Origin of the sequence: Blastococcus sp. CT_GayMR16, from assembly GCF_004570875.1 — a bacterium.
Classification (GTDB): Bacteria; Actinomycetota; Actinomycetes; order Mycobacteriales; family Geodermatophilaceae; genus Blastococcus_B.
Window position 1 is genome coordinate 130735 of the sequence record NZ_SPQK01000006.1, and the last position, 22419, is coordinate 153153.

At 72.6% G+C, this 22419-nt stretch carries 19 protein-coding genes; 11 read left to right on the forward strand and 8 right to left on the reverse strand.

The window, feature by feature from the left end; all coding sequences use genetic code 11:
- Positions 1-80 precede the first annotated feature (80 nt).
- The 5 genes from E4P38_RS09535 (at position 81) to E4P38_RS09555 (ending at position 6019) form a co-directional block, all read left to right on the forward strand.
- Entirely contained in the window at positions 81-2090 is a 2010-nt protein-coding gene (locus E4P38_RS09535; RefSeq protein ID WP_135131547.1) for an ABC transporter permease, read from the forward strand.
- Positions 2087-2896: an ATP-binding cassette domain-containing protein gene (locus tag E4P38_RS09540; RefSeq protein WP_135131549.1), complete on the forward strand. Its 810-nt coding sequence runs from the start codon at positions 2087-2089 to the stop codon at positions 2894-2896. Before E4P38_RS09535 ends, E4P38_RS09540 begins: the two co-directional genes overlap by 4 nt.
- Positions 2893-3627: an ABC transporter ATP-binding protein gene (locus E4P38_RS09545; protein WP_135131550.1), complete on the forward strand. Its 735-nt coding sequence runs from the start codon at positions 2893-2895 to the stop codon at positions 3625-3627. Before E4P38_RS09540 ends, E4P38_RS09545 begins: the two co-directional genes overlap by 4 nt.
- 318 nt (positions 3628-3945) lie before the next feature.
- A complete protein-coding gene (locus tag E4P38_RS09550; RefSeq protein ID WP_135131551.1) occupies positions 3946-4797 on the forward strand; it encodes a MaoC/PaaZ C-terminal domain-containing protein in 852 nt (283 codons plus the stop codon).
- 190 nt (positions 4798-4987) lie between these two features.
- A complete protein-coding gene (locus E4P38_RS09555) occupies positions 4988-6019 on the forward strand; it encodes an aldo/keto reductase (RefSeq protein WP_135131552.1) in 1032 nt (343 codons plus the stop codon).
- Between the two features lie 66 nt (positions 6020-6085).
- Here E4P38_RS09555 and E4P38_RS09560 read toward each other — a convergent pair whose 3' ends face one another.
- Positions 6086-8251 (reverse strand): acyl-CoA dehydrogenase, encoded by a 2166-nt coding sequence (locus tag E4P38_RS09560; RefSeq protein ID WP_135131554.1) that lies wholly within the window; start codon positions 8249-8251, stop codon positions 6086-6088.
- Positions 8252-8484: 233 nt separating this feature from the next.
- Between E4P38_RS09560 and E4P38_RS09565 the strand changes: the two genes are divergently transcribed.
- Positions 8485-9969: a class I adenylate-forming enzyme family protein gene (locus tag E4P38_RS09565; RefSeq protein ID WP_135131555.1), complete on the forward strand. Its 1485-nt coding sequence runs from the start codon at positions 8485-8487 to the stop codon at positions 9967-9969.
- Positions 9970-10039: 70 nt separating this feature from the next.
- On the opposite strand, the gene E4P38_RS09570 is transcribed toward E4P38_RS09565, so the two are convergent.
- Together E4P38_RS09570 and E4P38_RS09575 are read right to left on the reverse strand one after the other, a co-directional pair.
- Positions 10040-10786, reverse strand: a complete 747-nt coding sequence (locus tag E4P38_RS09570) for a TetR family transcriptional regulator (protein WP_167760508.1) — start codon at positions 10784-10786, stop codon at positions 10040-10042.
- A gap of 152 nt (positions 10787-10938) precedes the next feature.
- Complete coding sequence (locus E4P38_RS09575; RefSeq protein ID WP_135131558.1) at positions 10939-12096, reverse strand: thiolase family protein; 1158 nt, start codon at positions 12094-12096, stop codon at positions 10939-10941.
- A gap of 253 nt (positions 12097-12349) precedes the next feature.
- Here E4P38_RS09575 and E4P38_RS09580 point away from each other — a divergent pair, with 253 nt between their 5' ends.
- The 3 genes from E4P38_RS09580 (at position 12350) to E4P38_RS09590 (ending at position 14647) form a co-directional block, all read left to right on the forward strand.
- Positions 12350-13030 carry a TetR/AcrR family transcriptional regulator gene (locus E4P38_RS09580; protein WP_209309025.1) on the forward strand — a complete coding sequence of 227 codons (681 nt, stop codon included), beginning with the start codon at positions 12350-12352 and terminating at the stop codon, positions 13028-13030.
- Positions 13031-13171: 141 nt separating this feature from the next.
- Positions 13172-13468 (forward strand): hypothetical protein, encoded by a 297-nt coding sequence (locus E4P38_RS09585; RefSeq protein WP_135131561.1) that lies wholly within the window; start codon positions 13172-13174, stop codon positions 13466-13468.
- Positions 13469-13594: 126 nt separating this feature from the next.
- A complete protein-coding gene (locus tag E4P38_RS09590; protein ID WP_135131562.1) occupies positions 13595-14647 on the forward strand; it encodes an LLM class F420-dependent oxidoreductase in 1053 nt (350 codons plus the stop codon).
- 3 nt (positions 14648-14650) lie between these two features.
- Here the strand turns inward: E4P38_RS09590 and E4P38_RS09595 are convergent, their stop codons facing one another.
- Together E4P38_RS09595 and E4P38_RS09600 are read right to left on the reverse strand one after the other, a co-directional pair.
- Positions 14651-16051 carry an amidohydrolase family protein gene (locus E4P38_RS09595; protein ID WP_135131563.1) on the reverse strand — a complete coding sequence of 467 codons (1401 nt, stop codon included), beginning with the start codon at positions 16049-16051 and terminating at the stop codon, positions 14651-14653.
- Positions 16048-17319, reverse strand: coding sequence for a CoA transferase (locus E4P38_RS09600; protein ID WP_209309026.1), 1272 nt, complete (start codon positions 17317-17319; stop codon positions 16048-16050). Before E4P38_RS09600 ends, E4P38_RS09595 begins: the two co-directional genes overlap by 4 nt.
- 116 nt (positions 17320-17435) lie before the next feature.
- On the opposite strand from E4P38_RS09600, the gene E4P38_RS09605 reads away from it, so the two are divergent.
- The gene (locus E4P38_RS09605) at positions 17436-18329 is read left to right on the forward strand and encodes an enoyl-CoA hydratase (protein WP_135131566.1); all 894 of its coding nucleotides are present in this window, start codon (positions 17436-17438) and stop codon (positions 18327-18329) included.
- Between the two features lie 91 nt (positions 18330-18420).
- Positions 18421-19110, forward strand: coding sequence for a TetR/AcrR family transcriptional regulator (locus tag E4P38_RS09610; protein WP_135131567.1), 690 nt, complete (start codon positions 18421-18423; stop codon positions 19108-19110).
- Here the strand turns inward: E4P38_RS09610 and E4P38_RS22870 are convergent.
- From E4P38_RS22870 to E4P38_RS09625, 3 genes are read right to left on the reverse strand one after another with little or no spacing between them, the layout of a single operon-like run.
- Positions 19103-19954: an acyl-CoA thioesterase domain-containing protein gene (locus E4P38_RS22870; protein WP_167760509.1), complete on the reverse strand. Its 852-nt coding sequence runs from the start codon at positions 19952-19954 to the stop codon at positions 19103-19105. The genes E4P38_RS09610 and E4P38_RS22870 overlap by 8 nt on opposite strands.
- 29 nt (positions 19955-19983) lie before the next feature.
- Positions 19984-21144, reverse strand: a complete 1161-nt coding sequence (locus tag E4P38_RS09620; RefSeq protein ID WP_135131570.1) for an acyl-CoA dehydrogenase family protein — start codon at positions 21142-21144, stop codon at positions 19984-19986.
- A complete protein-coding gene (locus E4P38_RS09625) occupies positions 21144-22331 on the reverse strand; it encodes an acyl-CoA dehydrogenase family protein (RefSeq protein WP_135131572.1) in 1188 nt (395 codons plus the stop codon). Before E4P38_RS09625 ends, E4P38_RS09620 begins: the two co-directional genes overlap by 1 nt.
- Between the last annotated feature and the right edge of the window lie 88 nt (positions 22332-22419).

Here is a 22419-nt window from a genome sequence, read left to right on the forward strand (position 1 = left end):
TAAGGGCCCGAGTGCCCGTCCGACACCGAAGGCCCACCCTCACACCCCCGACCGAGCCTCGAGCTCCAGGAGCGCCCATCGTGCTGAGCTACCTGATCGCCGGACTCGCCGTAGGGGCGGTGTACGCGATCTCGGCCATGGCCCTCGTGATCACGTACAACGCCTCGCGCGTCTTCAACTTCGCGCAGGGCGGTATGGCGTTCTTCATCGCCTACTGCTTCTACTGGCTCGTCAATGACGTGGGCCTGAACTCCTACCTCGCCGCGGCCATCGCCGTCCTCGTGATCGCGCCAGTGCTGGGCCTGTTCCTGTGGGCCGTCCTGCTGGGCCGGCTCAGCTCCGCCACCCCGCTCGCCCGGCTGGCCGCCATGATCGGCCTCTCCGTCGCGCTGACGGCCGGCACGAGCGTGATCTTCGGCCACGAGACGATCGTCCAGCCGAAGGGCATCATCCAGAACTCCGGCCAGGCGCTCAAGCTCGGTGGCGTGTCGGTGAGCGACGAGCAGCTGCTGATCCTGGTCGTGGCCGCGCTCATCGCCGGCGTCGGCTACCTCGTGCTGAACAAGACCTCGGCCGGCCTGATCACCCGTGGCGCCGTCGACTCGCAGATGATGACCGTGCTCACCGGTACCAACCCCGGCAAGGTCGTCGCCGGGACGTGGATGGTCGGCACGGCGATCGCCGGACTCGCCGGCATCCTGATCATGCCGTCGGTCGGCCTGTCGGCCATCGGGTTCGCCAACGTCGTGGCGGCGTCCTTCGCCGGTGTCGTCATCGGCCGGCTGACCAACCTCTGGTGGGGCTTCTTCGGCGCACTCGCCGTCGGCGTCGCCCAGTCGGTCGTCATCCCGTACCTGCCTGACGAGGGCCTGCTCGCCACGGCGCTGCGTCCCAGCATGCCGTTCCTCTTCATGCTGATCGCCATCCTGGTACAGATCCGCAGCGCCGGCGTCCGCGACGACACCCAGTCGCGTGAGGTGGCCCGGCTCAGCACCAAGGCCGAGTCCAACGAGGCGCACGTCCACGCCGTCATGCGCGACCAGCGCGGGGCCTGGGACCGCTGGGTCGGCTGGGCCGTCCTCGCCGTCGTCGTGTTCCTCGTCCCGATCGTGTTCGAGCAGTTCTGGGTCGGCGTGATCGCGCTCGGCATGGCCTACGGCATCGCGCTGCTGTCCATCCGCCCGGTCACGGGCGAGACCAACGTCGTGAGCCTGTGCCAGATCTCGTTCGTGGGGATCGGGGCGATCGCCGCGGCGCAGCTGTCGACGACATATGGCTGGGACGTCACGACGTCGCTGATCATCGGTGCCGTCGTCGCCGCGCTGTGCGGGCTCGTGGTCGGCGTGGTCTGCCTGCCCCTCGGGCAGCTCTACGCCGCGATCACCACGTTCGCGTTCGCGCTCCTCGCCGAGCAGGTCATCTACACGCGGCCGACCTTCTCCAACAACGACTCCGGGGTCTTCCTCGACCGCCCGACCATCGCCGGGGTCTACCTGCTGGACAACACCCAGTTCTTCTACTTCGCGACCGCGGTCTTCCTCGTCGTGGCCGGCGTGCTCGCGCTGCTCCGCCGGTCGACCGCGGGCCTCGCCCTGGCGACCATCCGCTCGAGCCGGGTCCGGGCGTCCACGCTGGGCATCCCGATCTACCGGTCGCGGTTGGCGCTGTTCGCCCTGGGCGCCGCGATCGCCGGCCTGGCCGGCGGGATCATCGCCAGCTACCAGTACGTGGCCTTCCCGGCCGGCTACAGCGCCGCACTCGGCCTGACCTGGTTCGCCATCGCGGTGGCCCAGGGCCCGTCGAGCATCGGCGGCCTCGCGGCCGCGGGCCTGTCCCTGTCGGTCGCACCTGCCCTGTTCGGCACGTTCCTGCCGACCCGCCTGGCCGACGTCCCCGCCGTGCTCTTCGGCCTGATGGCCATCCAGATCGTGGCCAACCCGGCGGGCATCAACCCGCAGCTGCGGTCGGCCTTCCGCCTGCTGGCGCGGAAACTCACGCCCCAGCACCCGCCGAACCCGCCCGGTGACGACGAAGGAGTCCGTGCCGACGTGTCCACCAACGCTCCGGTCCCCGTGGGGAGCTCCCGATGACCGCCGTGCAGGAGCGGCCCGAGATCGTGACCCAGGAGGTAGCCCTCAAGCTCGAGGGCGTGACCGTGCAGTTCGGCGGCGTCCGCGCGCTGGACGACGTGTCGATGCAGGCCTACCCGGGCGAGGTGACCGGCCTCATCGGTCCCAACGGCGCCGGGAAGTCCACGCTGCTCGCGGTGGCCTCGGGGCTGCAGCCCCCGGTCAAGGGTGAGGTCTTCCTCGAAGGTGCCCGGTTGACCGGGCGGGCCCCGCAGGCGTTCGCGAAGGCCCGCATGGCGCGGACGTTCCAGTCCCCGCAGCTGGTCAAGGACCTCGACGTCCGCCAGCATCTGGTCCTGGCCTTCCGGGTCCGGACCGGCCGCAGCCTGCTGAGCGACATCAAGAGCGCCTTCGGGCCGAAGATGACCAAGGACGAGCGGGAGCGGGCCGACCTGCTGCTCGGCTCGCTCGGGCTCAGCGACGTGGCCCACCTCGGGCCCGCGGAGCTGCCGCTGGGCACGCGGCGCCTCGTCGGCGTCGCCCAGTGCGTGGGCATGGACCCGAAGGTGCTGCTCCTCGACGAGCCGACAGCCGGGCTGAACCAGCGGGAGACCGACCGGTTCGCCGAACTGGTCACCACCCTCTCCCGGGAGCGCGGTATCGCCACGGTGCTCGTCGAGCACGACATCGACCTCGTCCTGTCGATCAGTGCCCGGATCTTCGTCCTCGACTTCGGCAAGCTCATCGCCTCCGGAACGCCCTCGGAGATCCGCAAGAACAAGGCCGTCCAGGCCGCATACATCGGTTCGACGGAGGTCGGGGCATGAGCGACGTACTGCTGTCGGTCAAGGATCTTCGGATCGTCTACGGCGAGGCCCAGGCGGTCGACGGGGTCTCCTTCGACGTCCCGCAGGGCCAGTGCCTCGCCATCCTGGGGGCCAACGGCGCCGGGAAGAGCAGCATCGCCCAGTGCCTGGCCGGGCTCGTGCCGGCGGCGTCGGGGTCGATCACCATCGACGGCGAGGACACCACGAAGGCGCACGGTCACGTGCTCGCCAAACAGGGGGTTGCCTACCTGCCCGAGGGGCGCGGGATCTTCCCGACGCTCAGCGTGGCCGACAACATCAGCCTCGGCGTGCGGGTCTGCGCGAAGGACAAGCGGGCCGCGGCCGAGGAGCGGGTGTACGAGTACTTCCCCATCCTGGGCAAGCGGCGCAAGCAGCAGGCGGCCACGCTCTCCGGTGGCGAGCAGCAGATGCTCGCCGTCGGCCGCGCGCTGGTGACCGACCCCAAGCTCATGGTCGTCGACGAGCTGTCGCTGGGTCTGGCGCCGCTCATCATCGATGACATCTACGCGGCCCTGAGGATCGCCAAGGACGGCGGCACGACGATGGTGCTCATCGAGCAGTACGTCGAGCGGGCGCTGGCCTTCGCCGACAACGCCATGGTGCTCCGGCGCGGCGTCGTCGCGTGGGAGGGGCCGGCCAACGGGGCGGCCGAAGCCGTGGCCCACAGCTACATGGGCGACACCGCCATCGACACGGCGCTCGCCTCGTGACGCCCGGCAGCTGAGACGACCGCATCTGTACACCCGCAGCTGACCTGCCCGCTACCGCCCGCCGGAATCCCCGGCAGGCGGTGGCGGGCACACGTCCGTTCGGGCGACCCCCGTCACGATTCCGGGCCGTCATGGCTTAGATTGCTGGTGAAGATCCAGCGGGTCACCGGCTCGTGACGAGGCGGTGACATCTCCCTCACCGAGGAGGCGACGTGGCGAGGTCAAGCGCGTGCGCCCGTGCCCGTGCCGGCGTGAACCGCCCGTCCGTCGTGGGTCGCGCCGTCCATCCCGTCCGCCAGCGTTAAGGGGCCTGCTGCAATGCCACTGGATCTGTCCGCGGTCGGACATCACCGCGCGCCGACGACGGTGACGTGGGACTCCACCAGGGCGATCCTCTACGCCCTGGGTGTCGGGGCGGGCAGCGACGACCCGGAGCTCGAGCTGGAGTTCACCACCGAGAACTCCATCGACCTCGAGCAGGCCGTGCTGCCGACCTTCCCCATCGCGCTCGCGGTCGGGGGCGGCGAGGAGCCGTGGCACGACGTCGACGCCACCAAGATCCTGCACGCCGACCAGGCGCTGACGGTGCACGCAACCCTGCCGCCGTTCGGCGAGGCCCTCATGGAGGCCGGCGTCGACGCCATCTTCGACAAGGGCAGCGGCGCGCTGGTCGAGCTCAGCAACCGGATGACCGACCCGTCCGGCCGGCTGCTGGCCGAGATGGTCTCCGGCGCCTTCCTGCGCGGTGAGGGGGGCTTCGGCGGCGACCGTGGGCCCGCGTCGACGTGGCAGCTGCCGACGCGCAAGCCCGACGCCGTCGTCGAGCAGGCGACGATGCCGTGGCAGGCACTGCTGTACCGGCTCTCCGGCGAGCGCAGCCCGCTGCACACCGATCCCGAGTACGCCGCCCTGGGTGGGTTCAACCGGCCGATCCTGCAGGGCGCCTGCACCTACGGCTTCGCCGGTCGCGCGATCCTGCAGGCGGTGTACGGCGGCGATCCCGACCGCTTCGGCTCCATGTCGGCGCGCTTCGCCGCCCCCGTCGTCCCGGGCGACGTGCTCCGGACCTCGATCTGGCAGCAGGACGTCGGGATCGTCTTCGTCACCCACACGGCGAAGGGCACGCTCGTCCTCGACCGCGGCATCGCCACGGAGCGCCCCGTCGGCTGAGAGCCGGCTGCGCACTGCCGGTTCGAACCGCCCAGGGGCTTGTCAGGCGGTCCGATGTCGGACACGGTGCACGAGGGGCCGTCGCTGCGACGGTGCGCGGGTGCCTGGACACCCCCTTGCTGGAGAGTGGCCGAGCCGGAGCCGGAGCCTGCTGCCCAGCTCCCCGGATGCGATCAGTGAGGAAGCCACCATGGAATTGCGTGTTCTCGGCCGGTCCGGAGTGCGGTTCTCGACGCTCACGCTCGGGGCGATGGCCTTCGGCAGCATGGGCAACACCGACCGCGACGACTGCGTCCGGATCATCCACCGCGCCCTGGACGCCGGCATCAACGTCGTCGACACCGCCGACGTCTACTCCGGCGGTGAGTCCGAGGAGATCGTGGGCCAGGCGCTCAAGGGACGGCGCGACGACGTCGTCCTCGCTACGAAGTCCTACAACCCCATGGGCCGCGACCCCAACCGCCGCGGATCCTCGCGTCGCTGGATCATCCAGGCCTGCGAGGACAGCCTCCGGCGGCTCGGGACCGACTACATCGACCTGTACCAGCTGCACCGGCCCGACGAGAACACCGACATCGAGGACACCCTCGGCGCCCTGACCGATCTGGTCCGGCAGGGCAAGGTGCGGATGATCGGCTCCTCGACCTTCCCGGCCGAGGCGATCGTGGAGGCGCACTGGGCCGCGGAGCGGCGCGGTACGGAACGGCTGCGCTCGGAGCAGCCGCCGTACTCCATCTTCGTGCGGGGCATCGAGCGCGACCTGCTGCCCACCTGCCAGCGCTACGGCATGGGCGTGATCGTGTGGAGCCCCCTCAACGGCGGCTGGCTGACGGGCAAGTACCGCCGGGACGAGCCGATGCCCAGCGACTCGCGCTTCGCCCGCACCGGGCGGGGGCCGTGGGGGATCGATTCCCCGGGGGCCGACCGCAAGCTCGACCTGCTGCCGGAGCTCGAGGTGGTGGCCAAGGACAGCGGCACCGACCTGATCGGGCTCTCCCTGGCGTTCACCGTGGCCCACCCCGCCGTCACCTCGGCGATCATCGGGCCGCGCACCATGGAGCAGCTGGAGAGCCAGCTGGCGGCCGCGGACCTGCGCCTGGACGACGCGGCGCTCGACCGGATCGACGAGCTCGTCGCCCCGGGGGAGACCGTCGCGCGCAACGACCTCTCGTTCGAGCCGCGGGCGATCCGGCACAAGGCCCAGCGGCGCATCCGCGGCTGACGCGACGAGAGGCCCGTCCGGCCGGCGACGAGCGCCGGCCGACGGGCCTCCCGGTCGTTCAGTGGGTCAGCGGTTCAGCGGGTCGCGGGGGAGGCCCAGGATCCGCTCGGCGATCACGTTCCGCGTGATCTCCGAGGTGCCGCCGGCGATGGTGAGGCACCGGTCGAACAGGTACTCGAAGGTGAGCTCCGGGGTCTCGCCGATGACCGCCGCGGGGCCGGCGATCCGCATGCCCTCCTCGGTCACCCGCTGGGCGTGCTCGGCCGACAGCAGCTTGGTGATGTTGCCCTCCGGCCCCGGTCCCGTGGAGGCCAGCGCGCGGGCCACGGCCCGCAGGTTCAGCAGCACCATGGCCTGTTCCTCCGCGATCAGCGCGCCCACCGCGACGGTGGCGGCGCCGTCGCCGGGTGCGAACTTCTCGGCCAGCTCGGTCAGCTCGGTGGCGGCCAGCCCTTCGCGGCTGCCCCCGCCGATGGTGACCCGCTCGTTCCCGAGCGTCGCCCGCGCCACGGTCCAGCCGTTGTCGACCTCGCCGACGACGTCGGAGTCGGGGATGAACACGTCATCGAAGAAGACCTCGTTGAACAGCGCCTCACCGGTGATCTCCCGCAGGGGGCGCACCTGCACACCCGGGGCCTTCATGTCGATGGCCATCGCGGTGATGCCCTTGTGCTTGGGGGCGTCCGGGTTGGTGCGGACCGTCGCCAGGCCGCGGTTGCAGTTCATCGCGTCGCTGGTCCAGACCTTCTGGCCGTTGACCAGCCAGCCGCCCTCGACGCGGACGCCCTTGGTGCTGACGGCGGCGGCGTCGGACCCGGCACCGGGCTCGCTGAACAGCTGGCACCAGCGGAGCTCGCCGGCCAGGCTCGGTGCGACCCAGCGCTCGACCTGCTCGGGGGAGGCCTGCTGGGTCAGCGTGAGCACCAGCCACGAGCCGATGCCCAGGTTGGGCATGGAGATGCCGGCGAGCTCCTCCTCGAGGACCAGCTGCTGGACGGGGCCGGCACCCAGGCCGTACGGCGGGGACCAGTGCGGCATCAGGTACCCGGAGGTGGCGAGCAGGGCGCGCCGGTCCGCCTCGGGCGTCGCGTCGAAGCGCTCGACGAAGGCCCGGGCCTCGACGCGGTACTGCTCGGCCTCCTCGGGGAGGTCGACGCCGTACGCCCGGCGGGTGCCCGACAGCGTCTGGGCGTAGACGGACCGGCGCGCGGCGTCTCCGGGGCCCACCAGCGCCGCCAGGCTGCTCGCGCGGCGGAGGAACAGGTGCGCGTCGTGCTCCCAGGTGAAGCCGATCCCGCCGTGGATCTGGATGTTCACCTGGGCGTTGGTGATGTAGGCGTCCAGTGCGATCGCGGCGGCCACGTCGGCCGCCAGGGCGGCCTGCTCCGGCGAGCCGTCGGCGCGGGCCGCGTCCCAGGCCACCGCGACGGCGAGCTCGGCCCGGACCAGCATCTCGGCCAGGTGGTGCTTGATCGCCTGGAACGACCCGATGATCCGCCCGAACTGCTCGCGGACCTTCGCGTACTCCAGGGCCATGTCCAGCGCCGCGCGGGCGCCGCCGGAGGCCTCGGCTGCACCCAGGGTGCGGGCCAGCCGGGTGAGGAGCGCAGCCGCGCCGGGCAGGACGTCGTCCTCGGTGACGGCGACGCCGGCCAGCCGGACGCGGGCGAGGTCCTGCGTCGGGTCGAGAGCCGTCACCGGCTCCACGGTGACTCCTTCGGCGGTGGCGGCGACCACGACGACGTCGTCCCCGCTGACGACCAGCAGGACGTCGGCGGCGCGGCCGGCCAGCGCCGGGCCGGCGTCACCGGCGAGCCCGTCGGCCGTCCGCACGACGCCGGGTGCGGCGGGGGTGAGGGCGATCCCGGCGACGGTGCTGCCGTCGGCGAAGCCGGGCAGCCAGCGGGCGCGCTGGGCGTCCGACCCCGCCCGGTCGATGGTCGCCGAGGCCACGGCGGAGGCGAGGAACGGGCCGGGGACCACCGAGCGGCCGAGCTCCTCGACGACGACCGCCAGCTCCTCGAGACCGGCGCCCTCGCCGCCGAACTCCTCGGGGAGGTGCAGCCCGGTCCAGCCCATGCCGGCCATCCGCGTCCAGAAGTCGCCGCGGGACGAGGGAGCCTCGGGGGACTCCAGGGCCGCGCGCGCCTGGGCCGACACCTTGCTGTCGCGCAGGAACGCGCGGGCGACGTCGGCGAGGGACTGATGGTCCTCGGTGATGGCCAGCGGCATGGCAACTCCTCAACACTGAAGGGGGACCCGGTCGCCTCTCAGGTGCGTCTCGGGGTCGTCTCCTTGTTATACCGTATTGCTTACTGTAAAGATGCTCCCCAGATCGTTCCGCATCTGAGGAGACCGCCTGTGCTCCCGTTCCGGCAGCTTCCGGGGGAGCGGACGTTCACGGATCCGCACAGAGTCGTGCCGGCACGGCTCCTCGCGCACGACACCGAGCCACGAGGACTGCGATGAACCTGACCACCCTGCTCGAGATGATCGCCTCCGGCTTCGAGGACCGCGTCCTGCTGGGCCCGCGGGCATCCGGGGTCACCGGCGGACGGCTGCGCGATCTGGCGCACCGCGGCGCCGGCGTCATCCAGGAGAGCGGCGCGACGGTGGTCGTCTTCCTGGGCGGCAACGGGCCGGCCCTCCCGATGGCGATGTTCGCCGCCTCGGTCGCGGGCCTGCCGTTCCTCCCGGTCAACTACCGCCTGGCCGACGAGCAGATCGAGGAGATCCTCTCCCGGCACGAGGCCCCCTTCATCATCGCCGAGGACCCGGCGCGGGTGCACGAGTCGGCGATCAGCATCGACGAGTGGGTCACCCGCTGCACCGAGCACGAGCCGATCGCCGACCCGGCCGACCCCGACCTCGAGGACGTCGCCATCATCCTGATGACGAGCGGGACGACGGGGGCGCCCAAGAGCGCGCTGCTGCGGCACACGCACCTCACGTCCTACGTCGTCGGGTCGGTCGAGTTCGCCGGCAGCGAGGACACCGACGCGACGATCGTCAGCGTGCCGCCGTACCACATCGCGGCCGTGGCGAACCTGCTGTCCAACCTCTACTCGGGCCGCCGGATCCTCTACCTCGACCGGTTCAGCGCCGAGGAGTGGCTGCGCATCGTGACCGACGAGGGCGTCACCCACGCCATGGTCGTGCCCACCATGCTGTCGCGGATCGTGGACCTGCTCGAGGCCACCGAGGCCCAGGGACCGAGCACGCTCCGGTCCATCTCCTACGGCGGCGCGAAGATCTCCGCCGGCGTCCTCCGGCGGGCCCTGCAGCGATTCCCGGAGGCCGGTTTCGTCAATGCCTACGGCCTGACCGAGACGGCGTCCTCGATCGCGGTCCTCGGGCCCGACGACCACCGGGCGGCACTGGAGTCCGACGACCCGGAGGTGCAGGCACGGCTGGGCTCGGTGGGCCGGGCACTGCCCAACGTGGTCATCGAGGTCCGCGACGAGTTCGGCCAGCAGTGCCCTCCCGGCGTCGTGGGCGACCTCGTCGTCCGGGGCTCGCAGGTCGCCGGCGAGTATGCCGAGGCGGGCAGCCAGCTCGACGACGACGGCTGGTTCGTCACGCGGGACCGCGGCTACGCCGACAGCGAGGGCTTCCTGTTCATCCAGGGCCGGTCCGACGACACGATCATCCGCGGCGGGGAGAACATCGCCCCGGCCGAGATCGAGCACGTCCTCGCCGAGCACGAGGCGGTCGTCGACGTCGCGGTCGCCGGCGTGCCGGACGAGGAGTGGGGCCAGCGGATCGCGGCCTTCGTCGTCGTCAAGACCGGGTCGACCGCCACCGCCGACGAGCTGCGCGAGTTCGTCCGTCAGCGGCTGCGGGGTTCGAAGACGCCCGACGTCATCTCGATCCTGCCCGAGCTGCCGCACACCCCGACCGGAAAGGTGCTGCGCCGGCAGTTGGTGGCCGACCTGCTCACCACTGCCTGAGGGCTCTCGACAGACGAGAACCGCCGGCGCCCCGAGGGGGCGCCGGCGGTTCTGTCGTTCGTCGGTCGGGTCAGCCGGCGGGGACGGCGTCCTTGGCACTCCGGGCGCGGGCGACGCACGGCTCGTCGGACTCCTCGTCGAGCAGGAGCCGGAGGCCGCGGATGCTGTTCTCCAGGCCGAACTCGAAGTCCTCGTCGCTGGTCATGGACATCGTGTGCGGCTGGGCCATCGCGGTGAGCACCGTCAGGCCGGGAGTGCTCGCGAACGCCTCGCTGGCCGACTCCGGCCGGCCGGAGGCCGACCAGCTGCGCTCGAGGAACAGGTGGCCGCGCGAGAAGACCGACAGCGCGCTGTAGGCGTACATCGCGGCGTCGGGCGTGAACCCGGCCTTCACGAGGACGTCGAGCACGAGATCGATGCGCTGCGCCGCGATCCGGGTGGCCTCCGGCGTGAGCGGGCCGGTGCGCATGACGATCAGGTCGCAGAGGAGCCCGTTGGTCCGGAACACCTCGCGGAACTGACAGAAGTACGTGCGGACGTAGTCGTCCCAGGGAAGGTTCGGGGAGAGGTCGAAGCTGCGGTCGAACTCCGCCATCGCCCGCTCGGTCATCGTGTCGAGCAGTTCTTCCTTGCTGCGGAAGTACCAGTAGATGCTCGTCACGCCGACGTCGAGCCGCTGCGCGAGGCGCGGCATGCTCAGGGCGTCCAGGGACTCCTCGGAGGCGAGCTCGTAGGCGCCGAGAAGGATCTCCTCAGCGCTGATCGAACCGCGCGCACGACGCTTGCGGGGCGAATTCTTGCGCGTTGGGGTCGACACGCCTGCCTCCTTCCTGAGAGCACGAGGCTCCAGGATAAGGGGCGAACCGGTTGGTCCGCCCGTACCGGGGCTTGTTCTCACCCCTCGTGAGGGTTCGAGGCAGCCCCTCGGATACGCCCGGGGAACCGCGTCGTTCCGGGACGTCTACATCATCAGGTACCGATCAGTTCCAAGATCGTGGCGTTGGCCATACCCCCGGCCTCGCACATCGTCTGCAGGCCGTACCGGGTCCCGGTCGCCTGCATCTGGTGGACGAGGGTGGTCATGAGGCGCGCGCCGGAGCCGCCCAGGGGGTGTCCGAGCGCGATCGCTCCGCCGCGCGGGTTGACCCGCTCGGAGTCGGCACCGGTCTCGGCGAGCCAGGCCAGCGGCACCGGCGCGAAGGCCTCGTTGATCTCGAAGGCCCCGATGTCACCGATGGACAGTCCGGCCCGGTCAAGCACCTTCCGCGTCGCCGGGATCGGGGCGCTCAGCATGATGACCGGGTCGTCGCCGGCGACGACCGTGGTGTGGATGCGCACCAGTGGGCGCAGCCCCAGCTCGCGGGCCTTCTCCGACGTGGTCACCAGCAGGGCGGCCGAGCCGTCGGAGATCTGGCTCGCGTTCCCGGCGCTGATCACGCCGTCGGCCTTGAAGGGGGTCTTCAGCGAGGCCAGCTTCTCCAGCGTCCCGCCGGGGCGGATGCCCTCGTCGGCGACGACCGTGCCGTCGTCCGTGGTGACCGGGGTGATCTCGGCGTCGAAGGCGCCGTCGGCCTGGGCCTTGGCGGCCTTCTCGTGTGACCGGAGCGAGTACTCGTCGAGCTGGGTCCGGGAGAGGCCCCAGCGCTCGGCCATCATCTCCGCGCCGATGCCCTGGTTGGGCCGGATGCCGTCGTAGCGCTCCAGGAAGCGGGGACTGAACGGCTCGCCGAGGGCGCCGTCGCCGATGGAGGAGCCCATCGGCACGCGGCTCATCGACTCGACCCCGCCGGCGACGATGACGTCGGCCTGGCCGCTGACGACCGTCGCGGCGGCGAACGCCACCGCCTGCTGGGAGGACCCGCACTGCCGGTCGATGCTGGTGCCGGGGACCGACTCGGGCCATCCCGCGGCCAGCACGGCGTTCCGGGCGACGTTGTAGGTCTGCTCACCGGCCTGGGTCACGCAGCCCCAGTACACGTCGTCGACGACCGCCGGATCGATGCCCGAGCGCTCGATCAGCGCCGCCAGGACGGAGGCGGAGAGGTCCACCGCGTGCAGTCCCGACAGCCCCCCGCTCCGCTTGCCGACGGGGGATCGCACTGCCTGGCAGATCACGGCGTCTCGCATGTACCACTCCTCGGGTCCGGGAGGACTTCCTGCACCGTACCGAGTTCCTTACGGTATGGATACTCCGCTGTCCCTCCTATCTCCGGGCGCCGCCCTTCCGGCCCCCTCCCGCCGGGTATCCGGCAGCAGTTTCATCACTGCAGGGGGAGCCACTACACTCGCGAACCCACCTCGGTGGCCGGCCGGCCACCGGAACCGCGGCTCGGGGCGCCACCAACCCGGGTGGCGACAGGACCCGCGGAGGGAGCCCGTCGTGACTGTCGCACCCCGCAGGTCGGCGCCCGCGTCCCCGGAGAGCCGGGCCGCACCCACGGGTCCCCTCAGCGTGGCCGAGATCGTCGAGACCGGCCTGCGGATGGGCGTCCGCGACGGCTTCGAGACCCTCAGCATGCGCACGCTGGCCCGCGAGCTGAACGTGTCGACGATGGCGCTCTACCACCACGTCCCCAACAAGGGCGGCCTGATGGTCCTGCTGGTCGACGCCGTGCTGGCGGGGATTCCCGTCCCGCCGCCGGACTACGGGGACTGGACCGAGCGGTTGCGCGAGCTCAACGAGCGCAGCAACGAGGTGCTGAGCAGCTTTCCCGGCCTGGACCGGGTGATGTTCGACATCCCGCCGACGCCCGAGGGCTGGCGGCTGATGAACGGCTACGTGCAGATCCTGCTGGACGCGGGGTTCCCGGAGCGGGAAGCGGCCCTGGCCTTCAGCGTCGTGCACTCCTACGGACTCGGGCGCGCGACGATGGAGCGCGAACTGCGGCGCAGCCGTCGTCCGGACGACGCCCCCGATCTACCTGCCCTCGACCAGCTCAGCCGGCACTGGGCGAGCATGCACCGCCCCGCGGCCCGGGGTTTCGCGATGGACGTGATCGTGGCCGGTCTCCGGTCGATGCTGGACGACTGCGAAGCGCCGGACCGGCCGCGGCGTCCCTAGCGCGGACGGGGTGTTGCGGCGGTATATCGTCAGCCTTACGACAAGAGGGTTCCGTCACCGTCGCCGATTGACACGGCGGGGTGGCGGCCCGACGATCCGGCCTCGGGGCCGATCGGCACCGTTGAAGCATGAGGAGGGCTCGTGAGCCTGAAAGTCGGCAGCCGGTTGCGGACGCCCACGTCCACCGCGGAGGTCATCGTCGTGAAGGCGGCAGCCACCGACGGTGAGCTGCAGTGCGCCGGCGGCGCGATGACCACCGAGGACGTCACCGTCGAGGACCAGGGTGGGAGCGGTTCCCCGATCCTGCTCGGCAAGCGCTACACCGACACCGACAGCGGCCTCGAGTTGCTGGCGACGAAGCCGGGCGCCGGCCCCTTGGTGTTCGACGGCCGTGAGCTCGGCATCAAGTCGGCCGCCACGCTCCCCGCGTCCGACTGACCGGCCCCGCGGCCACCCCGTCAGCCCTCGGCTGACGGGCGCCGCGACGGCACGAGCGTCACCGGCCTCCTCGCCGAGGTGGGCCGCCATCGTCTCCGGCACTGCGGCCGGGATCGAGGAGAGCACATGCGCATCGGCATGCCCATGTCCTACAGCGGGGACTTCGCCGAGACGGCCGGGGTGATCGCCGAGTACGAGGCGGCGGGGCTCGACATCGTCTTCGTCACCGAGGCGTACTCCTTCGACTCGGTCAGCCAGCTCGGTTACCTGGCCGCCCGGACGACGACGCTGGAGATCGCGTCGGCCATCTTCAACATCTACTCGCGGTCGCCCGCGCTGCTGGCCATGACCGCCGCCGGCCTCGACTACGTGTCCGGCGGCCGCTTCACGCTGGGGATCGGCGCGTCCGGCCCGCAGGTCGTCGAGGGCTTCCACGGGGTTCCCTACACCGCGCCCCTGGCCCGCACCCGTGAGGTCGTCGACATCTGCCGCACGGTGTGGCGGCGCGAACCGCTCGAGCACGACGGGCCGCAGATCCAGATCCCGCTCAGCCCCGAGCGCGGCGGCGGCGGGCTCGGCAAGCCGCTCAAGCTCATCAACAGGCCGGTGCGTCCGCGGATCCCGATGCTGCTCGCCGCGCTGGGCCCGAAGAACGTCGCGCTGGCCGCGGAGCTCTTCGAGGCCTGGGAGCCGATCTTCTACTACCCCGAGGGCAGCGCCGAGGCGTTCGGCAAGGCACTGGAGGACGGGAACGCGAAGCGCGACCCCGAGCTGGGGCCGCTGCAGATCGTCGCCGACACCAACGTGCTGGTCACCGACGACCCGGACGAGGAGGCGCGCGGCCTGCAGAAGGTCCGCGAGCACCTCGCGCTCTACGTCGGCGGCATGGGGGCCAAGGGCAAGAACTTCTACAACGACCTGGCCGTCCGCTACGGGTTCCCGGAGGAGGCGGCCGCCGTCCAGGACCTGTTCCTCGGCGGGCAGCGGGCCGAGGCCGCCGCCGCCCTGCCCGACGAGCTGGTCCGTGGGGTGTCGCTGGTCGGGCCGCGCTCCTACGTGGCCGAGCGGGTGGCGGCGTTCGCCGCCTCCGGGGTGACCACGGTCAACGCCGCGCCGCTGGGGGAGGACCACGCCACCCGGCTCCGCTCGGTCGCGACCCTCAAGGAGCTCGTCGCCTGACCGTCAGGTGCCCGACCGCAGCCGGCCGCCGATGAGCACCGCGCGCACGGCTCCGGCGTCCGGCCCGGCGAGGACGGTGCTCGACGGGCGGTCCAGCAGCACCACGTCTGCGACGGCCCCGGTCCGGATCCTCCGGGGAGTGCCCGGAGCGGCGGGGTCGGCCAGGTAGGCGGCCAGCGCCTGGCGAGGGTCGAGGCGCTCGTCCCCGGCGACCACCCGTCCCGCGGCCGTCCTCCTCGTCACGGCGGCCTCGATGACCGCCCAGGGGTCCAGCGGACCGTAGGGGGCGTCGCTCGACAGCGCGAGGGGCACACCGGCGGACAGCAGGCTGCGGCAGCGGTACAGGTCGCGGTGCTCGTCCTCGGGGACGCCGTCCAGGTAGTCCTCGCCCCGGTGGGCCAGGAAGCCGGGCTGCGTGACGACGGTCAGCCCGCGGCGGGCGAGGTCGGGCACCAGTTCCTCCGGCACGAGCGCGGCGTGCTCGATGCGGTCGCCCGAAAGCGGGCCCGCGACGTCGAGGGCGGCCAGCAGCAGCACGAGGGCCGCGCGCGTGACGCAGTGGACGGCGACCGGGCGGCCGGCGGCGTGGGCCCCGGCGATCCGGGCGGCGAGGTCGTCCAGGCCGGGCAGGGCGGAGTCGGCGATCACGATCTTGTACGGGCCGACGCTCGCGCCGGGGACTCCGGGAGCGGGCTGGTCCAGGGGTACGCCGAGGAACTGGACCCGCTGCGGCAGCGCGCCGCTCTTCATCGCGTCCGTCACGGCCGCCAGCGCCTCGGGCGCCAGGTCCGGCGTCGCATCGGTGACGGCCGTGATGCCGAGCCGGGTGAGCCGGTCGCCGACCGCCCTCAGGTCGGGCGGCGGGTCCTGGGGGAGCAGCCGGCGGAGCTCGGCGTCGGACCGCCACAGCCGGCCGGTGGGCCGGCCCGCGCCGTCGCGCTCGATCCCGGGGGCGTCCGTCCCGGCCAGCCGCAGCCACTCGATCGCCGCGCTGTTGAGCATCCACAGTGCTCCGCTGCGGTGCTGCATGCGCACCGGACGGACCGCGTGGAGTCGGTCCAGGGCGGTCGCGTCCAGGTCTCCGGCCACGGTCTCGATGTAGCCGACCCCGCGCACCCACCCGGACGGGTCCGCGGCCGCCGCGCCGAGTGCCGCCGCGAGTGCCGCCCGGTCGTCGACCGCGGGAGGGCCGCAGAGCACCGAGCGGTCGGCCGCGGCGAGCGCCAGCAGGTGCAGGTGGGCGTCCCAGAGGCCGGGGAGCGCGGCGCCGCCCCGGCAGTCCAGTTCGTCCTCGCCTCGCCGGTCCAGCGACGGACCGATCTCGGCGATCCGGCCGTCGCGCAGCCGCAGGTCGACGCCCGCCCGCCCGTCGACCTCGGCGTTCCGGAGCAGCACGCCGGTCACGGCAGCGGGATGCCGAGCTCGCCGAGCACCTCGGCGGTGTGCGCACCGGCCGCCGGCGCCGTCCCCGCCACGGTCCGCCCACGGGGACGGGCGACGGGAACCTGTCCGGCGTCGGTCTCGAGCACCCAGCCCGAGGCGGACGCCTCCGCGGCCCGGGGAGCCTGCTCGGGCCCGTCGGGCAGCGTGGCCGCCACGACGTCGGCCATCGCGACGTCCCAGAGGACGCCCGAACCGTCCGCGGGCGCGGTGAGGGCGAGCGCGGCGGCGGTCAGGCCGGTGAGCGGATCGGCCAGCGCGTCACCGCAGAAGAGGGGCGCTCCGACGTCGTCCGCGACGACGAGCCCGGCGCCGGCCGCGACGTCGTCGCCGAACCCGACACGGGCTGAGTCCCGACCGGCGGCCGTGATGGAGATCCAGGTCGTCCCGTCGGCGACGGCGGCGGCCGCGTCGAGCCCGAACCCGGCGAGGGCGCGGGGCCGCGACGCCTCGATCACGATGTCGGCGGCCGCCACCAGCGCGGCCAGCGCGCGGCGCTCGGCAGGCAGCTCGGGATCGAGCACCACCGACCGGTGCCCCGCGTGCAGGAGCCGGTAGAACGCGGGGTCGCCCCGCCGGGCGCCGTCCGGACGGGACGGGGTCTCCACCTTGACCACCCGGGCGCCGGCGAGGCCGAGCAGCGCGGCGCACAGCGGTCCGGCCCACAGCGCGCTGAAGTCGACGACGAGCAGGCCGTCGACCGATCGCGGGGGGTGGGCCGGGAACGGCGGGGGAGGAGGGGGCCGGTGCACGGGTGCGGCCGCGATGCCGAGCAGCTGAGCCCGCTCGGCCAGGTCGCTCCCCGGGTGGACCCGGAGCCAGTCGGCGACGCCGGGCCAGGGGTCGGCGCCGAGTTCCGCGCTGACCAGAGCGCTGAGCAGCTGGGGATCCACGTCGCGCGCGCAGGACACGGCCGCCCAGCCGTCCGCGGTGGGGAGCAGTCGGCAGCTCCCGCCGGGGGAGACGGGGCCGCGCCGGACGTGGCCGGTGAAGGCGGCCCGCTCGGCGAGGAGGGCCGGCCCGTCGACGGACACCGGGCAGCGGGTCCCCGCCGTCGCCGCGGCGATCGCGTGGGCGAGCTCGCGGGCCCGGGTCGCGCCATGACCGGGCGGCACCAGCGGGGGTCCGTCGGGGCGGCCGGTGAGGTGGACGACGCCGCTGCGTGCCCAGTCGGCTGCCGCGTCGGCGTCCGCGAGGGAGCGGCCGAGTGCGGCGCTGGACGGACTCGGCACGCCGCCGACCATACGTTTTCCTCCTCCTGCGGGCGGGCGTCGATCGCGTCCTTGACCGGGGAAGCGGCCGCTCCTTACGGTAACTGTCAAAACGTCAATTCCAATGAGGGGATCCCGTGACGGACTTCAGCTTCATCACCTACGAGACGATGGACGAGGGCCGGATCGCCCGGATCACCCTCGACCGGCCCAAGGCCCGCAACGCCCAGAACCGGGGCCTGCTCGTGGAGCTGGACGAGGCGTTCCTCGCGGCCGAGGCCGACGACCAGGTGCGCGTCGTCATCCTCCGCGGGGCCGGGCCGATGTTCTCGGCCGGGCACGACATGGGGTCGGCCCTCTCGACCGCCGAGCGTGAGCCGGGGCCCGACCAGCACTGGTCGTTCCAGGTCAACGGCGGCACCCGGCCGGCGCCCGAGGCCCGCATGCTGCAGGAGTGGCACTACTTCTTCCGGAACACCCTGCGGTGGCGTGACCTGCGCAAGATCACCGTCGCCGAGGTGCACGGCAAGGTCTACGCGGCCGGCCTCATGCTGATGTGGGCCTGCGACCTGATCGTGGCGGCCGAGGGCACCGAGTTCGCCGACGTCGTCGGCACGCGGCTGGGCATGTGCGGCGTCGAGTACTTCGCCCACCCGTGGGAGTTCGGCCCCCGCAAGACGAAGGAGATGATGCTGACCGGCGACTCCATCACCGCCGAGGAGGCGCACCAGCTCGGCATGGTCAGCAAGATCTTCCCCGCCGACGACGTGTCCGAGAAGACGGTCGAGTTCGCCCGGCGGATCAGCACGGTCGACACGATGGCGGCCCTGCTCATCAAGGAGTCGGTCAACCAGACGGTCGACAACATGGGCTTCCACAACGCGCTCAACGCCTGCTTCACCATGCACCAGGTCAACCACTCCGCCTGGGCCGAGCGCACCGGGGGCTATCCGGCGGGCACGCCGGAGTTGGGGGTGGTCGCGTGGAACGAGGCCCCGCCGGTCCGCCCCCTCGTCGTCGACCAGCCCTGAGCGTCGACCTGCGATGACTCTGCGATGACTCTGCGATGACTAGGGTCCCGGAGTCGGGGAACCGGCTCCGGGACCGATCAGGGAGGGTCCAGTGCCGTCAGGCAGCACGAGCAGCGACACGGCACCCGAGGGGGTCGTGCCGCGTCGCCGTCCGGGCCGGCCGCCGCAGTCCGAGGGGGCCGAGACCCGTCGGCACATCCTCGAGGTGGCGACCCGCCACTTCCTGCAGGCCGGCTACGACGGGACGTCGATGCAGGCCATCGCGGAGGACGCGGGACTCACCCGGACCGCCCTCTACAACTACTTCAGGTCGCGCGCCGACCTCGCGCGCGCGGTGCTGTTCGAGCACACCGTCGAGTCCGCGCGGCGGGGGCTCGGCCACCAGTGGTGGGTCGATGCCCCGGTGGACGGGCTCTCGGGGCGCGAGCGGCTCCGCGGGCTGCTGCGGGCAAGCCTCGACGACGCGCTGCGCACCCTCGAGATGGGCGACTTCTACATGATCCTGGTGCGGGAGAGCGCGAACGATCCGCAGCTGCGCAAGGCGCTGCGCGACTACGTCGGCGGCCTGCGGAACGCCATCCGCGCGATCCTCGACGAGTCCGTGTCCTCCGGGGAGCTCCCGGAGGACACCGACGTCGACCGGCTGCTGGAATCCGTGCTCGGCATGGCCTGGGCCCTGTCGTCGGGGATCACGACCGCGCCGAGTGACAAGGTGCGCCGGCAGGTGTCACTCGCCCTGGACCTGGTGCTGGACACCGCTCCGTGGCGTGCGGTCACATGACGCCGGAGGACGCCCCCCGCTGGGTCACGTGGTCCGGGAAGGCGCGGACGAAGGCGTCCTGGACGAAGGAGGCCACGAGCCGGCCGTCGGCGGTGTGGATGCGCCCGGTCCCGTAGACCCGGCCGCCTCCGGCGTAGCTGCTCTCGTTCGACACCAGATGCCAGCCGGCGGCGTCGAAGGACTCGTGGAACGTCAGCGTGTGGGTGACGACGCCGGTGGAGAGCGACTCGTGCGCCATGCCCATGCCGATGCCCTCGTGGGGACGCATCGCGGCGCCGATGATCAGGCTGTCGGTGTACCAGGCGGCGAGCGCGTGGTTCCGGGCCCGGTCGCCGGCCGGGGCCGACGGCCAGCGGACCCAGGCGAACAGTTCCGGGGGCCCGTCGGCGGCGACGCCCTCCAGGTCGACGCCCCCGGCCAGGCGTAGCTCCGAACCCGACTCGGTCAGCCCGGGTGCGGGCGCCGCGGCCTCGGGCCCGCCGATCTCCGGGAACGGCGCCGCATGGCGCATCACGTCGGCCTCGTCGCTGTCGAGCAGGACCGTCGCCCGGCACACGTGCCGGTCGCCCTGCGTGACCGCGACCCCGACCGTCGCCATCGTCCGACCGAGGTGGATCGGGTCGACGGTCACCGTCAGCGGCCGGCCGGTGTCCCCGGTCCGCGGGAACATCACCTGGGCGGTGCGGACGTGCTTGTCGGGCTGCACCGCCGCGGCGGCCATGACCACCTGGCCGAGCAGCTGGCCGCCGAAGACCGGCCGGCCGCCGCCGAGCGCGACGCTGTCCGCCTCGAAGGTGAGGTCCCCGGTGCGCCGGAGATCGAGGGCGTCCAGCGCCGACTCCACGGCGGTTCCCGGGGCCGCAGGCCGCGCGGTCAGCGGGACCGCGGGAGGCCGAGGGCGCCGCGCGCCAGGTTGTTGCGGTAGATCTCGGTGGTCCCGCCGTAGATCGCCGTCCCCGGAGCGAACAGCCGCGCCCAGCCGATCAGGCCGTGGGCGATCGCACCCTCGGCGCCGTCGGTGAGGATGCCGGCGGGCGCGGTCAGGTCGGCCAGGGCGTCGGCGTGCCGGATCAGCGTCTCGGCCGCCATGACCTTGCCGAACTCGCCCGGGGTGTTCCAGCAGACCTCGATGTCCAGCAGCGCGGTGGCCAGCTGCTGGCGGACCACCGGGTCCTCGATCAACGGGCGGCCGTCGGCACCCGTCGTCTGCACCGCCCAGTCGACGGTGTACTGGACGAGCCGTTCCAGCGTGCGGGTGAACGCTGCGCCCATGGAGCCGTTGAGGTCCTCGAGCGCGTCGAAGTCGCCCTTGCCGTGCTCGGCGGCCAGCGGCTCCGAGACGACCCGCCACCCCTCGTTGACCGGGCCGAGGCGGTAGCTGTCGGGGATACGGACGTCGCGGTAGAAGGTCATGTTGGTGCGCACGCGGCCCATGGCCCAGATGGGCTGCACCTCGACGCCCTCGGAGTCCATCGGGACCAGGAACATCGTGAGGGTGCGGTGCTTGTCCTCGACCGGGCCCGTCCGGGCCAGCATGAACACGTAGTCGGACTCGTGCGCGTAGGTCGTGAACATCTTCGCGCCGTTGATCACCCAGGTGTCGCCGTCCTGCACGGCCCGCGTGCGGGCGGCGGCCATGTCCGAGCCGCTGTCGGGCTCGCTGTAGCCCAGGCAGAAGGACTTGCGGCCGCTGGCGAGGTCGGGCAGCACGGTGGCCTTGAGCTCCGGGGAACCGTGCGTGCGCAGGGTGGGGAGGATCAGGTCGTTGTTGTAGTTGGGCACCCGGTACTCGTCGAACAGTGCCGTGAGCAGCCGCGCCTCGACGGCGCCCAGCCCGGCGCCGCCGTCCTCCGGTGAGGTCCGCGGGTGCACCCAGCCGCGCTCGGCGAGCACCTCGACGAGCTCGGGGGTCGGCCGGTCGTGGTCGAGGGCGATGATGTGCGGGTCCGGCGTCCAGTGCTCCTCGAGCAGGCGGCGGGCCTCGGCCTCGAAGGCCTCCTGGGACGGGTCGAGCGCGAGCGGACCGAAGTTCATCAGGACTCCCGGGAGGTGATCAGGTCGGCGGCCGGGCGGCTCGTCGCGGAGGTGATGCGGACGGGCGCGGTGGCCGGTGCTGCCGGCGCGGCGGCGGGGGTGGCGGCACGGGCCGCGAGCCGGTCGAGCCCGGCGGCGATCGTCTGCAGGTGGAGGGAGGACCCCCCGCCCAGCTGACCCCAGACCGCGGCCCGGCGGTGGAACAGCGACACGTCGGCCTCGAGCATGATGCCGAAGCCGCCGTGGACGTGGACGCACTTCATGGTCACGTCGGTGGCCACGCGCGCGGCGTTCGCGAGCGCCATGGTGGGCAGGTCGGGGCGGGAGTCGGGCTCCTCGGCGAGGAACCACGCCGCCTTGAGCGTCAGGTTGCGTGCGGTCTGCACGGCCTCGTGGACGTCGACGAGCGTGTGGCTGATGGCCTGGAACGCCGCGATCGGCGTGCCGAACGCCTTGCGCTGCACCGTGTACGTGCGGGCGAGCAGGCTTGCGCCCTCCGCCAGGCCGACCAGCGCCGAAGCGGTGGCGACCTGCCACTCGGCCTCCGCGCGGCGCCACAGGGCGCGCGCGGCCTCCCCGGTGGCGAGCACGCTGCGCTCGACCATCGGATCGGCGGGGTCCCACCACGCCACGGGAGCGGATCCCTGGTTGTCGGCAGGCGCCGGTGTCGACTCCCGACGGAGCAGCACCAGGTCGTCGCCGTCCATCGCGAGGACGCCGCGGGCAACGGCGCCGCTGGGCACGAGCTGGGCCCCAGGCCGGCGGGCGGACAGGGGCGCGATCGACAGGATCAGGTCGCCGGCGACGGCCGGGGCGAGCTCGGGGTGCGTCTCGGGCAGCTCGGCCAGCAGCCGGGTCGCGACGGCGTGGTCGACCAGCGGCACGGGGGCGACGGTCCGCCCGACCTCCTCCGCGGCCAGCACGAGCTCGGTCAGGCCGGCGCCCTGACCGCCGTGCTCCTCCGGCAGGGACAGGTCGGCGATGCCGGCCCGGAGCGCGGACCGCCAGAGCGACTCGTCGAAACCGAGCGGCTCCGCGGCGCGCACCACCTCGGCTGGGGACTGCTCGGCGAAGAACTCCCGCAGCATGGCGCGGACGTCGACGTCGTCCTCACTGAGCGAGTAGTCGTTCCAGCGCAGCTCGATGGCCACGGTCATCTCCCGGTGGTGAGCCCTGATGTGGGTCATGGCGGTCCCGCGGCCGTCGGACGGGGGACCGACGCCGGTTCCGCCAGGTGCGGCCGAGAAACTGACGCCGCGTTATATCTAACCCACG

What these genes read in the sequence shown, in the direction of transcription:
- E4P38_RS09540 (WP_135131549.1), top strand. Translation starts at nt 2,087, where the DNA reads ATGACCGCCGTGCAGGAGCGGCCCGAGATCGTGACCCAGGAGGTAGCC.
- E4P38_RS09545 (WP_135131550.1), top strand. Translation starts at nt 2,893, where the DNA reads ATGAGCGACGTACTGCTGTCGGTCAAGGATCTTCGGATCGTCTACGGC.
- E4P38_RS09550 (WP_135131551.1), top strand. Translation starts at nt 3,946, where the DNA reads ATGCCACTGGATCTGTCCGCGGTCGGACATCACCGCGCGCCGACGACG.
- E4P38_RS09555 (WP_135131552.1), top strand. Translation starts at nt 4,988, where the DNA reads ATGGAATTGCGTGTTCTCGGCCGGTCCGGAGTGCGGTTCTCGACGCTC.
- E4P38_RS09560 (WP_135131554.1), bottom strand. Translation starts at nt 8,251, where the DNA reads ATGCCGCTGGCCATCACCGAGGACCATCAGTCCCTCGCCGACGTCGCC.
- E4P38_RS09565 (WP_135131555.1), top strand. Translation starts at nt 8,485, where the DNA reads ATGAACCTGACCACCCTGCTCGAGATGATCGCCTCCGGCTTCGAGGAC.
- E4P38_RS09575 (WP_135131558.1), bottom strand. Translation starts at nt 12,096, where the DNA reads ATGCGAGACGCCGTGATCTGCCAGGCAGTGCGATCCCCCGTCGGCAAG.
- E4P38_RS09590 (WP_135131562.1), top strand. Translation starts at nt 13,595, where the DNA reads ATGCGCATCGGCATGCCCATGTCCTACAGCGGGGACTTCGCCGAGACG.
- E4P38_RS09620 (WP_135131570.1), bottom strand. Translation starts at nt 21,144, where the DNA reads ATGAACTTCGGTCCGCTCGCGCTCGACCCGTCCCAGGAGGCCTTCGAG.
- E4P38_RS09625 (WP_135131572.1), bottom strand. Translation starts at nt 22,331, where the DNA reads ATGACCCACATCAGGGCTCACCACCGGGAGATGACCGTGGCCATCGAG.